Raw genomic sequence first — 13,851 nt, forward strand, 5'->3', positions numbered from 1 at the left:
CCGAGGGTCTAGTCGCCGCCACCGACATTCAGCGTGATCAGGCGCTTGAGGTCGTTGAACTGGCCGTTGCGGCCCTCGGAGCGGGACTTGATCTTGGCGACCACCAGCGGGCCTTCGGACGGGCCGCGCGCCTCGTAGCCGACCAGGCGGTAGCCTTCCGGTCCGGGGGTGTCAGAGGCCAGGATATAGGTGATGCTGACGCCGGGGCCGGCCTTGTAGGCGCGGATCTCCGCGCCCTGGTCGTTGGCGTCGACCGTGACGCCGCCCTTGCCGCGTTCGCTCTTGACGACGACGTTGTCGCTGTCGCTGGCCTCGACCTTGGCGCCGTCGTCGTCGGCGTCGATATGGACGCCGGCCACGCGGACGCGGGCGCCGTTGTCGTTGGCGCGGATATGCACGCCGGGCAGGTCGATGTTGACGTCGTCCCCGCCGCCCTCGGACGGGCCGTGCGCGGCGGCCTTGGAGTCACGCGGGGGCAGCAGGGCCTTCAGCTCGGCCTCGGTCGGCTCCAGCGTGCTCTTGGCGTCGCCGCCGTCGAGGTCGACCAGGGTCAGGGTGATCTCGGAGCCCCGGTCGTTGATGTAGGTGCAGCTCTTGCCGTCGGAATCCGCGGCCGTGCGCTTCAGCCGCCCCTGGGCTTCGGGGCAGTTGAGGGCGCTGATCGTCTTGTAGGTCGAGCCGGCCTCTTCGGCGGCCTTGGCCGCCTGCTTGCGCGGCTGCGGGGGATGACATGCCGCCAGACTCGCCGCCGCAACACCGCTGAGGAGCAGGACCAGGGCTTTGTTCATTGGCTTCCGCCTCCGATGCTGTTGCGGAAAGGGTGATCCCGCCATCCGTGAAGCGCCAGTGAATTCGCTGTTAGCTCCGGACGCGGCCCTCAAACCATTCGCTCGGGACGCAGTCAATTTGGCCAGTCGGGGCGTGACCCGAAAAGCCTCAATTGCCGCCCGGCCGCCCGCCCGCGCCCTCGCGGCGGGCCAGGAAGGCCAGCCGCTCGAACAGATGGACGTCCTGTTCGTTCTTGAGCAGGGCGCCGTGCAGGGGCGGGATCAGCTTGGTCGGGTCGCGCTCGCGCAGGGCCGATTCGTCGATGTCCTCGACCAGCAGCAGCTTCAGCCAGTCGAGCAGCTCCGAGGTCGAGGGCTTCTTCTTCAGGCCCGGCACCTTGCGCATGTCGTAGAAGATGCGCAGCGCCTCGGAGACCAGCTTCTGCTTGATGCCGGGGAAGTGGACGTCGACGATGGCCTGCATCGTGTCCTCGTCCGGGAAGCGGATGTAGTGGAAGAAGCAGCGGCGCAGGAACGCGTCCGGCAGCTCCTTTTCGTTGTTCGAGGTGATGATCACCACCGGCCGGATCTTGGCCTTGATGGTCTCGCCGGTCTCGTAGACGAAGAACTCCATGCGATCGAGCTCCTGCAGGAGGTCGTTCGGGAACTCGATGTCGGCCTTGTCGATCTCGTCGATCAGCAGCACGGGGCGCTTGGGCGCGTCGAACGCTTCCCAGAGCTTGCCCTTCTTGATGTAGTTCTTGACGTCCTTGACGCGCTCGTCGCCAAGCTGGCTGTCGCGCAGGCGGGTGACGGCGTCGTACTCGTAGAGGCCCTGCTGGGCCTTGGTGGTCGACTTGATGTGCCAGGTCAGCAGGGCGGCGTCGAGCGCCTTGGCCACTTCGTAGGCCAGCACGGTCTTGCCGGTGCCCGGCTCGCCCTTGATCAGCAGCGGGCGCTCCAGCGCGATGGCGGCGTTGACCGCGACCTTGAGATCTTCCGTCGCGACGTAATCGCTGGTGCCTTCGAAACGCTGGCTCATGCCCTGTCCCCCGAGACGCGCCGGCGCGGCCGTCTCGAACAAGTGTTCGATTGAACCCTTCAAACTAAAGCGGGACGCGCGGGTTTCAAGCCGGTTTGTCGGCGGCCCCGCGCCGGGGGCGGGTGAGGGCGGGCGGATCGGAGGCCGGGAAGGTCTCCTCCAGGGCTTCGTCCAGCGCTTCGTCGAGCTGCGCCTGGGTTGGAGCGGGATCGAACCCGGAGGCGGGATCGGCGGCGGGCCGCGCGCGGGGCCGGGGACGGCGAGGGGCGGCGGTCACCGGCGCGGCTCCTTGTCGCTGTCGGCGTAGCCGAGCTCGCGCAGCTCGTCGTCCGACAGGCGGGACGACTCGAAGCGCGACAACCGGTCGCGGTCGCGCGTCGAGACCTGATCGACGCCGTCGAGGTCGGCGGTTCCCTCGTCCTCGTCCTCGTCGTCCTCGTAGTCCGCCTCGGCTTCGGGCGCGCCGTCGAGGTCGTCCTCGTCGTCCTCGTCGTCCTCGTCGTAGTCGTCCGGGTCGAAGTCGTCGTAGTCGTCGTCCTCATCGGCGTCGCCGTCGGCGCGGGTGGCGTCGTAGACGTCGTCGATGTCGTCGAAATTGGCGATGTCGGCCCCGTCGTCCGTCAGGTTGGTCTCGTCGAAGACCTCGGCCAGGTCCTGATCGTCGAAGTCGGCGCTGTTGCTGTTCGCGGGCATGGACGGCCTCCTCGCTCGCGCCGGCGCACCGGTCGGCGCTGATCGATTCAACCCCTCTGCGGGAAGACCGTTCCCGGCGTCCGGCGCGTCGCCGTCAGAGCCCGAACCGTTCGGTCAGCGCCGCCGCGATCGCCTCCATGGTCGGCCGCCAGGCCTGTTCCTCGGGATTGAACACGCGGGCCTGAGGATACCAGGGATAGCGGTCGGTGCCGAGCTTGGGCCACACTCCGGGCGGGGAGATCAGCCACGTCTCGGCGCCGCAGGCGGCGGCGATGTTGGTGGTGGCGTTGGCGAAGCCGGTAACCAGGTCGACGGCGCAGCTGAGGGCCGCGACCTCGTCGAGGTCGTTCTTGAGGTCGACGCCGGGGGGCGTCCAGATGTCGACGCCGAAGCGGGTCCTGGCCTCGGCGATCTCGGCCTCGCAGTCGCCGTACTGAAGATTGACCAGGCGCACGCCGGGCGTGCGCAGCACCGGCTCCCAGTGCTCGAAGGGCGAGAAGTAGCGCCGCCGCGCCCCGGTCAGCTTGAGGCTCTTCCAAAGGATGCCGACCTTGGGGGCGGGGCCGAGGGCGGCCAGTTCGCCGCGCCAATGGGCGACGCGCTCGGGGTCGGCCTTGAGGAAGGACGGCCGGTCCGGATAGGCCTCGACCGAACGGCGGAAGCGGCGCAGGGGCGAGGCGAGCGGCGCCCACAGGTCAATGGCCTCGAAATCCTTGACGAACGGCGCGCCGCGAATGGTGTGGGCGTCGACCTTGTAGGTGGCGTGGGCGCCGATCTCGGCCTGTGGGAACGAGCGCTGGAACAGGCCGACCAGCCGCTTCTCCACCGCGATGGCCAGCCGGCCTTGCGGGCCGAGCGCCTCCAGCACGTCGGGCACGGTGCTGGCGAACAGCACCTCGTCGCCCAGCCCCTGTTCGCCCATCAGCAGCAGCGAACGGCCGGAGAGCTCGGACTCCGGCGTCCATTTCGGCCGGTCGATCATGAAGTGGGTGACGTCGTGGAACTCCGGGACGAGCCGTTCCTCATAGGCGTCCCAGCCTTCGCCGATGCGGCCCAGGCAGAGCAGGATGGTCGAGCGGGCCAGGCGCATCATCGACGCCTCGTCCGGCGCCAGCGGTTCGGCCATTGCGGCCTCGCAATCGACCAGGGCTTCGTCGTACTGGCCCAGGGGCAGCCGGGCGTTGCCGCGATTGTAGCGGGCCTTGGCGAAGTGTGGGTCCAGCCGCAGCGCCTCGTCGAAGAAGGTGATGGCGGAGGACGGGTCGCCCTGCTCGGCCAGGACGGTGCCCAGGGTGTTCCACAGCAGCGGCTGGGCGGGCGAGGCCTGGATCACCGGACGCAGCACGGCGACGGCGTCGTCGTAGCGGTTGTCGTCGCGCAGCACGCAGGCCAGGTTGTTGGCCGCTTCCTCCGATCCCGGATAGCGGTCCAGATAATGCAGGAACAGCTTGGCCGCGGCGTCCTTCATATCGAGCCGGTAGGCGAGGCGGCCGAGGTCGTTGGCGATCTCGGCCTCGTCGGGCAGAAGTTGAAGCGCCGACTCATAACATTGCAGCGACGTCCTGAAATCGCCGGCCTTTTCCCGCGCGATTGCGAGGAGGTGCCAGGCGAGGCCGCTGCGCTCGTCCTGCTGCAGGGCCTTGATCGCCCAGTCAGCGGCGGCCTTGTGGTCCTCGCCGCGCAGGGCGTCGGCGGCCTTGCCGAGCAGCGGCAGGATCTTGGCGGCGTTGATCTCGCGGATGGCGGCGTCGATGCGGGCCAGGGCGGCGGCGGAGGCGGAATCCCCGACCGCGCCCGCGGCGGGCGGCAGGCGGAACGGCGCGGCGGCCTCCGCCTCCGGCGTCAGGGCCCCGGAGGCCGCCGACGCCTGCATTTCTGAGCGGCTCATGCGGCGCGCGGACATGCCAGGACCCTTGCGATTCTCATCCTCGAAGACCGCATGGATGGCGCGATCATGCTTAATGAAGGTTAAAGGCGGCCGGCCGCGCGGGCGATCGGGCAACGCCCCGTTAACCACGTCCCTTTAGCTTGCCTTCAGCAAGGTCGCGCACAGTGCGGGACGGGGCGCTCAACCGTGCCGCGACGATGTCGCCGCCGGCTCGCGTCGGCTTTGGGAGCATGAGGGCATGCCTCTGAAATTGTCGCTGAAGCCGGGCGAGAAGTTCGTTCTGAACGGCGCCGTGGTGCAGAACGGCGACCGGCGCGGGACGCTGATCCTGCAGAACAAGGCTTCCGTCCTGCGCGAGAAGGACATCATGCAGGCCGAGGACGTCAATTCGCCGGCGCGGCACATCTATTTCCCGGTGATGATGATGTACCTCGATGAGGGCGGCGCCACGCGCTACTACGACGAGTTCGCCCTGCGCCTGAACGAATTCATGAACGTCATCCGCAATCCCGCCGTCCTGGCCGATTGCGTGGCGGCGTCCCGGCACATCATGGCCCGCGAGTACTACAAGGCCCTGATGCTGTGCCGGAAGCTGGTCGAGTACGAAGACGAAAGGTTGGGGAATGGGGCTTCAGGCCTATCAGCAGGCGGCGGCGCGGGCTGAAAACCCGCGCGACGCCGAATATCGCCTGTTCGGCCAGGTCACGCTCGCCCTCATGGACGCCGCCAAGGCCGACGAGGGCGACCTGAAGACCCGCATCGAGGCGCTCGATTGGAACAAGCGCCTGTGGTCGGCGCTCGCCTCCGATTGCGCCAGCCCGAGCAACGCGCTGCCTGAATCCCTGCGCGCCCAGATCATCTCGATCAGCCTGTGGGTGAACCGCCACTCCAGCGCCGTGATGCGGCGCGAAGAGGATTTCGAGGCCCTGATCGACGTCAACCGCACCGTCATGCAGGGCCTGTCGGGCCAGGCCCAGGCCGCCGCCTGACCCCGCCTTCGCGGCGGGCCTGGCGCGGGAGGTCCGCGCCTCGTTTCCGGACGGTCGAACGGGCCGCGCATCCTCGGGGTGCGCGGCCCGTTCGCGTCAGGCTTCCACGTAACCGCGTTTCCAGCCCCGTTCCGGCAGAACTTGCCGCCCGGCAAGGCTGATCCGCGCCCATGCGGCGGCGGCGTCCGGGGGGCGCTGCGAAAGTTCAAGGAATTCAGGGCGCGGCCGCGGTCGCGGTCGCACGGGCTCTGGCCCGGGGCTTGCGATGGCCGGGGCGGGCGAGAACGCCCTCCCGGCAAAAGCCGTCAAAAATTCCGACCAGAATGGAAGGTACCGACGATGATCGCGAACTCGATCAATACGAACCTTGGCGCTCTCGTGGCGCTGCAAAACCTCACCGCGACCCAGGAGGACCTGACCACAACTCAGAACCGCATCAGCACCGGCCTGAAGATCGCGACGGCCAAGGACAACGGAGCCATCTGGGCTATCGCCCAGAGCCAACGTGCGGCCTCGACCTCGCTCGACTCGGTGAAGGATTCGCTTTCGCGCGTCTCCAGCACCGTCGACGTCGCCCTGGCGGCGGGTCAATCCGTGTCAGACCTGCTCACGCAGATGCAGCAGAAGGCCCTGGCGGCTTCGGACACCTCGCTGGACACGGCGAGCCGCGCCAAGCTCAACCAGGACTTCGTCTCGCTGCGCGATCAGATCACCAAGGCCATCACCAACGCGGACTTCAACGGCGCGAACCTGATCAAGGGGGGCGCCGTGGATCTGGCCGCCCTGGCCAACGCCGACGGTTCGTCCCGTCTGACGGTCAAGGCTCAGAATCTGTCGTTGGGCGGCGGCATCATCACGGTGGCTGCGACCGGGACCATCGGTACGGCGACCCTGGCCACGACCATGATCGCTACGATCAAGGCGTCGCTGGACAACGTCAACACCGCCCTGGCCAGCCTCGGCACGAGCTCGAAGGCGCTGAACACGCATCTGACCTTCATCGGCAAGCTGAAGGACTCGCTCGACGCCGGCGTGGGCAACCTCGTCGACGCGGACCTGGCCAAGGAAAGCGCCCGGCTGCAGGCCCTGCAAAGCAAGCAGCAGCTCGGCATCCAGGCCTTGTCCATCGCGAACCAGTCGCCTCAGTCGCTGATGCAGCTGTTCAAATAGGTCGCGACCGCCGGACGGGCAGCCCCCGTCCGGCGGGCCCTTTCCCCTGATCGGCATTTTTTGCCCATCGGGCGGGACTGTTTTGCCTATCGACGGCCCGCTGGGCAAAAACGACCGGGCTTCGGGCGTGTCGAAATCCGAAATAGTGCGCTGATTTTATTGGAAAACGTGCGGAGGTCTCCGCGTGGCGGGCGAGTGGCCCGGTCATTGCTTCCTACCAAGCGGGCAAAATGCCCCCGGCCGTCAAAATGACGCCGGATCCCTTGAATAGGAACCATCGCCATGGCGAGCATCAATACCAATGTGGGCGCGCTCGTCGCCCTGCAAAACCTGGCCGCGACCAGCAGCGAACTGCAAACCACGCAAGGTCGCATCAGCACCGGCCTCAAGATCGCCTCCGCCAAGGATGACGGCGCCATCTGGGCCATCGCCCAGAGCCAGCGCTCGACCTCCTCTTCGCTCGACTCGGTGAAGGACTCGCTCTCGCGCGTCTCCAGCACCATCGACGTCGCTCTGGCGGCCGGCCAATCGGTCTCGGACCTGCTCACCCAGATGCAGCAGAAGGCCCTGGCGGCTTCGGACACCTCGCTGGACACGGCGAGCCGCAGCAAGCTCAACCAGGACTTCGTCTCCCTGCGTGACCAGATCACCAAGGCCGTGTCGAACGCCGACTTCAACGGCGCCAACCTGATCAAGACCGGCGCCACCGACCTGGCCGCCCTGGCCAACGCCGACGGTACTTCGCGTCTGACGGTCAAGGCCCAGAGCTTGGCTCTCGGCGGGACCAACGTCACCGTGGCCGCCACCGCGACCATCGGCACGGCGACCCTGGCCACGACCATGGTCGCCAGGATCAAGACCTCGCTGGACAACGTCAACACCGCTCTGGCCAGCCTCGGCACCGGCTCTAAGGCGCTGAACACGCACCTGACCTTCATCGGCAAGCTGAAGGACTCGCTCGACGCCGGCGTGGGCAACCTCGTCGACGCCGACCTGGCGAAGGAAAGCGCCAAGCTGCAGGCTCTGCAAACCAAGCAGCAGCTGGGCATCCAGGCGCTGTCGATCGCGAACTCGTCCAGCCAATCGCTGCTGGGCCTGTTCCGCTAATCGAAGCTTGGCGGCGGGGCCCAGGCTCCGCCTCCGGCCGCGGCGGCGGGGGCTTCGGTCTCCGCCGTCTCGCGGTTTCACCAGGAGGATTCGGCGGCGACGCCGACATCGTGGAGCAATGAGCAAGGTAGGGATTACTCAGGCCGTTCCCGATCCGACCTTCGGCCAGACCCCGCAACCGCCCGCCGGAGACGTCGGGCTCATCGGCGCCGTCGGCGCCGCCGCCGTGTCCCAGGACGCCGCGGACCTGCGGTTGGTGATCGAGGAAGACCAGGCCGCCGGCACTTACGTCTACAAGACCATCGACCGGCGAACCGGAGAGGTGGTCAAGCAGCTGCCCCGCGAGGAGGTGCTGCGGATGCGCGAGGACCGGACCTATCGCCGAGGCGCGGTGATCGACGCCAAGGCCTGAAGCCGCCCCACGGGCGGGCTGCTTGCACGGACGCTGCGGGACGCGGCGGCCGTTAACGTGCGTTTACGCGCGTTAACCATATGGACACCATGTCTTCCTAGCTTCCTTCGCAGACGGCGAGTCTTGCGAATCGGACGCTGCGTCGTCGAGCGCCGCGGATTGCGGGCTTCGTCCGGCGTCGGAGGAGAAGGCCATGACGATTAGCGTGAACAACAATCAATCCGCGCTGATCGCGTTGCAGAACCTGAACCAGACCCAGGGCGACCTGCAGACCGTGCAGAACGCCATCAGCACGGGTCTGCGCATCAACAATCCCAAGGACAACGCCGCGATCTGGGCCATCGCCCAGGGGCAGCGGGCCGACATCGGCGCGCTCGACGCGGTGAAGATGAGCCTGGACCGCGCGAACTCCATCGCGCAAGTGTCGATGACCGCTGGGCAATCCATCTCCGACACCCTGATCCAGATGAAGGCGAAGGTGACCGCCGCCCTGGACCCGTCGTTCGACCCCAATTCGCGCAAGGCGCTCAACGCCGACTACGTCACGCTGCTGAACCAGGTCCAGCAGATGGTGAACAACGCCACCTTCGACGGGGCCAACATCCTCAACGGCTCGATGACCGGCAACATCAAGTTCCTGGCCAACGCCGACGCCAATTCGTTCCTGACGCTGTCGGTCAAGAACATGTCGCTGGGCGGGGCCATCATCACCATGCCGGCCACCTCGACCATCAGCACGGTCACCATGGCCACCGCCGCGCTGGCGCAGATCCAGGCCACCATGGCCAATGTCAGCCAGGCGCTCGGCGACATGGGCGCCCAGGCCAAGCAGATCGAATCGCACAACACCTTCGTCGGCAAGCTGATGGACGTCCTGCAGAGCGGCGTGGGCAACCTCGTCGACGCGGATCTGGCCAAGGAGAGCGCCAAGCTGCAGGCCCTGCAGGTCAAGCAGCAGCTCGGGGCCCAGGCCCTGTCGATCGCCAACTCCGCGCCGCAGGTGGTGCTGTCGCTGTTCAAGCAGGGATAAGCGGGAAGGGCGGCCATCTTCCCGCCCGCGACCTGTTCCAACATCCTGCGACCTGATCAGACCGGAGTCCGCCGATGACAACCGCCCGCGCCGTCCTGACCGGCCTCGCCGCCGTCGCCTGCCTGGCCGCTTCGCAGGCCCAGGCCTCGTCGCCGCAGTCCTGGGACCGCCTGCGCTCGCGGTCCGAGGCCGCCTGCATCCAGGCCAGCGGTTTTCGCGACGCCCGCATGACCGCCTACGCCGACAGCTTCGCCGCCTCGACGGTGGCGGTGATCGAGGGGACGTGGCCGCAGCGCCACATGAAGAACATGAAGGGGCGGGTGTTCTGCCTGTTCGACAAGCAGAGCGGCCGGGTCGAGGTCGCCGAGCCGCAGGCGGCCGGAAAATCGTTGATCCAACCCCTGTCCGAGCGCCCCTGAGCGGCGGACGGGCCGGCGCCGGCGTGCTATAGATGAAGATAAGGAGCGCGCTCGACCTATGATCGACCTGCGGGATCTTCGCGAAGACGATTGCGAACGCCTTTTCCTTTGGCGTCGCGAACGCGAGGTCGATCGCTGGATGAGCGACGGGGCGCCTGAAAGCCTCGATCACCACCAACGCTGGTTCGACGATTTCCGCGGCAATCCCGACCGCATGGGCTGGATCATCACCCGCAACGCCCAGCCGGCCGGCTTTCTCACCCTGTCCGGCCTCAACGGCCGGCATCGTCGGGCCGAATGGGGCTGGTACATCGGCGATCCCGAGGCGCGCGGCCGCGGCGCCGGCCGAGCCGCCCAGGCCTTGGGCCTGGACCGCGCGTTCGACCAGCTGGGGCTGGAGAAGATCTGGGCCCAGGTGCTGGCCGACAACGACACCGCGCTGAAGGCGCAGGCCGCCGCCGGCTTCCGCCGCGAGGGCTACATGCGCCGGCACGTGCTCAAGGACGGCCGATGGCGCGACGTGGTGCTGCTCGCCATCCTCGCCGACGAGTGGCGCGCGCGCCGGGACGCCGTCCTGCGCGGGCTGGCCGGATCGCATCTGATCGCCGCCTAGCGGGGCTTTGCGGCCCCATGGGGGGAGCCGACCGGCCCGCACGCCGAGCCTGGGCCGAGCCCAGCCGGATTTTCACCGCGCACGGTCGATGTGTTGACGGGCGTTAACTTTTCGGAAGGCGAATCCGCGACAACCTGCCGCATACCGCAACGGGAGCGGCGTCGCCGGTGATAACCTTCGATAGCAGCAGCCTGCTTGGCTATTATCTCTCCAAGGCCGGGGTCAACGCCAACGGCGGCGCGGCTACGCCTGGCGCCGGCGCGGCCGCCAAGAAGCTGCCGACGCCGCCTTGGGACCTGAAGGCCAAGGTTCCGCGCGCCAACGATCTGGTCAAACAGGTGATGAGCGGCGGCGCTTTCGTCAACGAAGGCGCGGCCAAGCTCGACGTTCCCGGCGCCAGCCACGACTATCAGAAGATGTTCGCGCTCTATCAGGCGCTCAACACCCTGAGCGGCCTGGCCGAACGCTACGCCTCGGCCAGCACGCCGGCCGCCGAGAAGGCCAGGGTGCAGTCGCTGTTCTCGACGGGGCTGGCCCAGACCCTTGGCTATCTCAACGGCATGAAGCTCGACCAGCTGCGCCTCGCCGAAGGGGCCGCGATCGACAAGGCCGCCAAGTCGACGGTCGGGGTCAAGAGGGAGAACGACAACTATCAGACGGGCGTCGTGCACGTCGGCGGCCCCGACGACGCGGTCAAGGCCTTCCAGGGCGACGTGAAGTTCGACATCTCGGTCCAGCGCTCGAAGAGCAACGCCGTCCAGGTGCCGATCGACCTGTCGGAAATGGGATCGACGCCGCGGACCATGGCCAACGTGGTCAACTTCATCAACGACAAGCTCAAGGCCGCAGGCGTCGACACCCGGTTCGCCACTGTGCGGACCCAGGCCGAACCCAAGGTGGTCAAGGTCGGTTCGAAGACGGTCACGCTGCCGGCCGGGCCGGACGAGTGGTCCTTGAAGGTCAAGGGATCGGCGATCGAGAAGGTGTCGTTCTCGGCCCCGGCCTCGACGCCGGCGATCTACCTGTCCCAGCGTGTCGGGGCCATCAGCACCGCCGTCAAGAACGGCGTGTCCGCCACCACCGGATCGACCGCCCAGCAGCTCCTCAAGTTCCAGGTCGGCGACCTGCCGGCCGGTTCGTCGGCGCCGGCGGCCAAGCCGGGCGAGGCGAACTGGGTCGACGGCCGGGTGTTCTCCACCACCCTGGGCAAAGAGGTCACGGCGACGCGAGCCACCGTCACCGGGCCGGACGGCTCGGTCTACATGCTGGCCGACGTCTCCAGCTCCAACAACGGCCAGCCGATCAAGGGCAAGGGCGACGTCGCCCTGCTCAAGTACGACTCCGCCGGCACGCTGGTCTATTCGCGCACCCTGGGCGCGGCCGACACCGCCAACGGCTACGCCCTGGCGGTCTCGCCCGACGGCAAGGTGGCGGTGGCCGGTTCGGTCAAGGGCGCCTTGCAGGGCGCGGTCGAGGGCGCGCTCAACTCCGATCCCGGCTCGGGCAAGACCGACAGCTTCGTCACCCTGTACGACGCCCATGGCGACGAGGTCTGGACCGAGCGACGCGGCGCGCGCGAGGACGATCAGGTCAATTCCGTGGCCTTCGGCGCCGATGGGACCGTCTACGTCGCCGGCCAGACCAAGTCCCCGATGCCGGGCGGCGGCGGCCAGATCGGCGGCTGGGACGGCTATCTCGAAGGCTTCGGGACCACCGCCTCGGGCGCGCCGACGGTCAAGTTCACCACCCAGTTCGGCGGGTACGGCGACGACAAGCCGGCCGGCCTGGCGATCAGCGGGAACACCCTGGTCGTCGCCGGCGTCGAGAACGGGCGGGGCGTGGTGCGGCAGTTCACCCTGCAGCCTTCCGGCCCGCCGACGCCCGCCGGCGTCCGCGACCTGGGCGACCTGCAGGGCGGCTCGATCGCCGGGGTGGCGTTCAACGGCGCCGACATCGTGGTGGCCGGGTCGACCCGCAACGGCGCGCTGTCGGCGGGGAGCGTCAACACCGCCCATTCCGGCGGCGTCGACGCCTTCGTCGCCAAGCTGTCGACAGGACTGGGGCCGCAGGCCTCGGACCGGCTGACCTATTTCGGCGGGCAGGGCGACGACGGCGCCAGCGCCCTGACCGTCTCCGGGGGCCAGGTCTGGATCGCCGGCTCGTCGGCCTCGACCGACCCCAGCAAGCCCGACGCCAAGGACGGCTATGTCGCCCAGATCGATCCGCAGACCGGCGCCGTCGGCTGGACCCGGCGCTTCACCGCCCAGGACGGGCAGGCTGCGCCGACCTCGATCGCGGTCGACCCCAACGGCTCCAGCGTTCTCGACCGCCTCGGGCTGCCCAAGGGAACGCTCAGCTATCAGGACTCGACCCTGCTGACCTCGGCGACCTCGGTGCGGGCGGGGGATCAGTTCCTGGTGCGCACCAGCCCGGGGGCGAGGCCCGCCGCCGTGACCATCGCCGCCGACGACACCCTGGCCACCCTGGCGGTCAAGGTCCAGCGGGCGGCCGGCTTCCAGGTCAAGGTCTCGGTGGTGACCGACAAGGACACCAACACCAGCCGTCTCCAGATCGAGCCGATGAACGCCAAGTCGACGGTCGAGATCATGGCCGGCGCGCCGGGCAAGAACGCCTTGACGGCCCTGGGCCTGACCGAGGGGGTGGTGCGCACCGTCGCCACCAACTCCAAGGGCAAGGTCGATCCGAACCAGGCCAAGGTCTACGGCCTGAACCTGCCGCCGAACATGGCGCTCGATTCCAAGGACGGGGCCAATGCGATCAACACCGCCTTGCAGGCGGCGCTGAGCACCATCCGCACCGCCTATCAGGACCTCGACGCCAAGTTGCACCCCAAGCCGGCGACCCCGACCGGGAAAGCGCCGGCCTATCTGACCGCGCAGATCAAGAACTACCAGGCCGGCCTCGCCCGCCTGAACGGCGGCGGCTGATCCGGCTGTCTTGAAACCGCAACCGCGACAGCGTAGCCAAGAGCCCATGAATTTCCTGAAGGACCGCAGGGTCGTCATCGTCGGCGGCGTGGCCGTCGCCCTGGTCGCCGGCCTGGGCCTGGCCAAGCTCGTCATGTCGCGCGACGGAGGGGCCAAGACGCCCGAGACCGCTCCGGCCGGCCAGCCGGGCCTGGTGGTCGAGATGGGCCGCGACGACGACGCCAAGCTCGATCCCAAGCGGGAGCTGCGCTGCTTCGTCGGCGGCCAGTTCGTCGGCCTGGCGACCCTGGCCGACTGCGCCAAGAAGAACGGCGTGGCCACCGGCTCGCTCGATGTCGGCGTCGACCAGAGCGGCGCCCTGGCGGCGGCCAGCGGGGCGGGGCCGGCGATCACGCCGCTGCCGCCGCAGGCTCCCGCCGCGGCGCCGGCTCCGGCCGGACCGCCCGCCCCCGCGGCCCAGCCCGCGGCGACCGAGGCCCAGCCCGCGGGGAAGCCGGCCGGCCAGGCCTGCTGGCGCTACGCCGGCGGCGACTGGCGCAAGCTTTCGGAGGTCCAGTCGCTGGGGGCGTGCGTGCAGGCCCTGTTCGCCGGCAAGTGCGAGCGCACCGGCGGGGCCAGCTACGGCCGTTGGGGCGAGCAGACGCTGCGGCTGGTGCCGGGACGCGTCGAACAGTCCAGCGACAACAAGAGCTTCCGCCTGCTGGTCGAGCAGACGCCGTCCTGCGGCGTGCCGCAGATCTAGCCTGAAAGGAACGCCGGGAGCCGCCGGGGGA

The 13,851-nt window shown here is 68.6% G+C and carries 15 protein-coding genes; 10 read left to right on the top strand and 5 right to left on the bottom strand.

Translation table 11 applies throughout. The features are described from left to right. Positions 1–8: 8 nt before the first annotated feature. The 5 genes from C5708_RS18750 to C5708_RS18770 form a co-directional block, all read right to left on the bottom strand. Positions 9–788, bottom strand: a complete 780-nt coding sequence (locus tag C5708_RS18750) for a hypothetical protein (RefSeq protein WP_242923474.1) — start codon at positions 786–788, stop codon at positions 9–11. A 148-nt stretch (positions 789–936) separates the two neighbouring features. Continuing rightward, entirely contained in the window at positions 937–1,809 is an 873-nt protein-coding gene (locus C5708_RS18755; protein WP_242923475.1) for a MoxR family ATPase, read from the bottom strand. Between the two features lie 85 nt (positions 1,810–1,894). Then, on the bottom strand, positions 1,895–2,086 hold the full coding sequence (locus C5708_RS18760; protein WP_242923476.1) for a hypothetical protein: 192 nt from the start codon (positions 2,084–2,086) through the stop codon (positions 1,895–1,897). After that, complete coding sequence (locus C5708_RS18765; RefSeq protein WP_242923477.1) at positions 2,083–2,502, bottom strand: primosomal protein; 420 nt, start codon at positions 2,500–2,502, stop codon at positions 2,083–2,085. The genes C5708_RS18760 and C5708_RS18765 overlap by 4 nt, the downstream gene beginning before the upstream one ends. 94 nt (positions 2,503–2,596) lie before the next feature. Next, entirely contained in the window at positions 2,597–4,390 is a 1,794-nt protein-coding gene (locus C5708_RS18770) for a tetratricopeptide repeat protein (RefSeq protein WP_242923478.1), read from the bottom strand. 238 nt (positions 4,391–4,628) lie between these two features. On the opposite strand from C5708_RS18770, the gene flbT reads away from it, so the two are divergent. The 10 genes from flbT to C5708_RS18820 all read left to right on the top strand — a co-directional run bounded on the left by flbT (position 4,629) and on the right by C5708_RS18820 (position 13,820). Further along, positions 4,629–5,054, top strand: a complete 426-nt coding sequence (gene flbT, locus C5708_RS18775; RefSeq protein ID WP_242923480.1) for a flagellar biosynthesis repressor FlbT — start codon at positions 4,629–4,631, stop codon at positions 5,052–5,054. Then, positions 5,014–5,379, top strand: a complete 366-nt coding sequence (gene flaF / locus C5708_RS18780) for a flagellar biosynthesis regulator FlaF (RefSeq protein WP_242923481.1) — start codon at positions 5,014–5,016, stop codon at positions 5,377–5,379. The genes flbT and flaF overlap by 41 nt, the downstream gene beginning before the upstream one ends. A 339-nt stretch (positions 5,380–5,718) precedes the next feature. Continuing rightward, positions 5,719–6,549, top strand: coding sequence for a flagellin (locus C5708_RS18785; protein WP_242923483.1), 831 nt, complete (start codon positions 5,719–5,721; stop codon positions 6,547–6,549). 276 nt (positions 6,550–6,825) lie between these two features. Continuing rightward, the gene (locus tag C5708_RS18790) at positions 6,826–7,656 is read left to right on the top strand and encodes a flagellin (RefSeq protein ID WP_242923552.1); all 831 of its coding nucleotides are present in this window, start codon (positions 6,826–6,828) and stop codon (positions 7,654–7,656) included. 118 nt (positions 7,657–7,774) lie between these two features. Further along, positions 7,775–8,068, top strand: a complete 294-nt coding sequence (locus C5708_RS18795) for a flagellar protein FlaG (protein WP_242923485.1) — start codon at positions 7,775–7,777, stop codon at positions 8,066–8,068. 193 nt (positions 8,069–8,261) lie between these two features. Further along, positions 8,262–9,098 (top strand): flagellin, encoded by an 837-nt coding sequence (locus tag C5708_RS18800; protein ID WP_242923487.1) that lies wholly within the window; start codon positions 8,262–8,264, stop codon positions 9,096–9,098. Positions 9,099–9,172: 74 nt separating this feature from the next. Continuing rightward, on the top strand, positions 9,173–9,517 hold the full coding sequence (locus tag C5708_RS18805) for a hypothetical protein (protein WP_242923489.1): 345 nt from the start codon (positions 9,173–9,175) through the stop codon (positions 9,515–9,517). Positions 9,518–9,575: 58 nt separating this feature from the next. Continuing rightward, complete coding sequence (gene pseH / locus C5708_RS18810; protein WP_242923491.1) at positions 9,576–10,130, top strand: UDP-4-amino-4,6-dideoxy-N-acetyl-beta-L-altrosamine N-acetyltransferase; 555 nt, start codon at positions 9,576–9,578, stop codon at positions 10,128–10,130. A 167-nt stretch (positions 10,131–10,297) separates the two neighbouring features. Beyond that, on the top strand, positions 10,298–13,078 hold the full coding sequence (locus C5708_RS19515; RefSeq protein ID WP_278254061.1) for a hypothetical protein: 2,781 nt from the start codon (positions 10,298–10,300) through the stop codon (positions 13,076–13,078). Between the two features lie 46 nt (positions 13,079–13,124). Beyond that, entirely contained in the window at positions 13,125–13,820 is a 696-nt protein-coding gene (locus C5708_RS18820) for a hypothetical protein (RefSeq protein ID WP_242923492.1), read from the top strand. The last annotated feature ends 31 nt before the right edge of the window (positions 13,821–13,851 follow it).

This window comes from Caulobacter sp. CCUG 60055 (assembly GCF_022750545.1).
Classification (GTDB): Bacteria; Pseudomonadota; Alphaproteobacteria; order Caulobacterales; family Caulobacteraceae; genus PUIC01.

Bases quoted from the DNA above. Each gene is read 5' to 3' on its own strand.
- flbT (WP_242923480.1), top strand. From the start codon at position 4,629: ATGCCTCTGAAATTGTCGCTGAAGCCGGGCGAGAAGTTCGTTCTGAAC.
- C5708_RS18820 (WP_242923492.1), top strand. From the start codon at position 13,125: ATGAATTTCCTGAAGGACCGCAGGGTCGTCATCGTCGGCGGCGTGGCC.
- C5708_RS18795 (WP_242923485.1), top strand. From the start codon at position 7,775: ATGAGCAAGGTAGGGATTACTCAGGCCGTTCCCGATCCGACCTTCGGC.
- C5708_RS18785 (WP_242923483.1), top strand. From the start codon at position 5,719: ATGATCGCGAACTCGATCAATACGAACCTTGGCGCTCTCGTGGCGCTG.
- C5708_RS18750 (WP_242923474.1), bottom strand. From the start codon at position 788: ATGAACAAAGCCCTGGTCCTGCTCCTCAGCGGTGTTGCGGCGGCGAGT.
- C5708_RS18755 (WP_242923475.1), bottom strand. From the start codon at position 1,809: ATGAGCCAGCGTTTCGAAGGCACCAGCGATTACGTCGCGACGGAAGAT.
- flaF (WP_242923481.1), top strand. From the start codon at position 5,014: ATGGGGCTTCAGGCCTATCAGCAGGCGGCGGCGCGGGCTGAAAACCCG.
- C5708_RS18805 (WP_242923489.1), top strand. From the start codon at position 9,173: ATGACAACCGCCCGCGCCGTCCTGACCGGCCTCGCCGCCGTCGCCTGC.
- C5708_RS18770 (WP_242923478.1), bottom strand. From the start codon at position 4,390: ATGAGCCGCTCAGAAATGCAGGCGTCGGCGGCCTCCGGGGCCCTGACG.
- C5708_RS18800 (WP_242923487.1), top strand. From the start codon at position 8,262: ATGACGATTAGCGTGAACAACAATCAATCCGCGCTGATCGCGTTGCAG.
- C5708_RS18765 (WP_242923477.1), bottom strand. From the start codon at position 2,502: ATGCCCGCGAACAGCAACAGCGCCGACTTCGACGATCAGGACCTGGCC.
- pseH (WP_242923491.1), top strand. From the start codon at position 9,576: ATGATCGACCTGCGGGATCTTCGCGAAGACGATTGCGAACGCCTTTTC.